This is a genomic window from Streptococcus sp. DD10, from assembly GCF_001578805.1.
Classification (GTDB): domain Bacteria; phylum Bacillota; class Bacilli; order Lactobacillales; family Streptococcaceae; genus Streptococcus.
Genome location: NZ_KQ969169.1, coordinates 4,898 through 5,503, shown reverse-complemented (window position 1 = coordinate 5,503; position 606 = coordinate 4,898). Strand labels below are relative to the sequence as shown.

General features: G+C 43.9%; 1 protein-coding gene. It reads right to left on the bottom strand.

What is annotated here, in order from left to right; translation table 11 throughout:
• On the bottom strand, positions 1 to 606 hold a 606-nt coding region (locus STRDD10_RS11230), incomplete at both ends, for a G5 domain-containing protein (protein ID WP_197458340.1).

The window sequence follows — 606 nt, the reverse complement described above, 5'->3', positions numbered from 1 at the left end:
GGCTTTCGTCCCTACCAAGATAACTTGGTTAACTGGCTCTTTGGTAATGCGATTAGATAGCTCACGACGAACTTCCCCATCATCTTCACGGCTGATTTCTGTAATAACAGTACGTTGCCCTTTCTCACCAGGAATCAAAATCTTAGTTTGCCCTTTTGGTAAATCGATGCTGTCACGAAATTCAGTAGTAAAATCAATATCCTCTGTACTAATTTCTGCACTTGGATTTTCTGCTACAGGGGATAATTTCCCATCCTCAGGTAAGAATCCACTGATAACCTTAGTCCCTTGATAAACAATGGACGGGGTAGCAGCAGTGATAACCTCGCTAGTTTGAGAGAGGATGATATCGGTCCGCACACCATGGTCTGTTTCATAGACAACTGTCGTCTTACGTTGCCCTACCTGACCTGAAACAGTTCGAGTTTGCCCTTTGAGAAGGTCGGGATCTTCACGATACTCAATCGTTGGGGCAATCTCTTCTGTGTTAACCACACGGTCTTTCCCCTTAATAGGCTTAGTCCCAATGAGAGTAATTTCAGAAGTAGGCGAAACTAGATTCTCTTCACGAACAGAGAGAACTTTGTCCGTTTTCACTCCATCCAA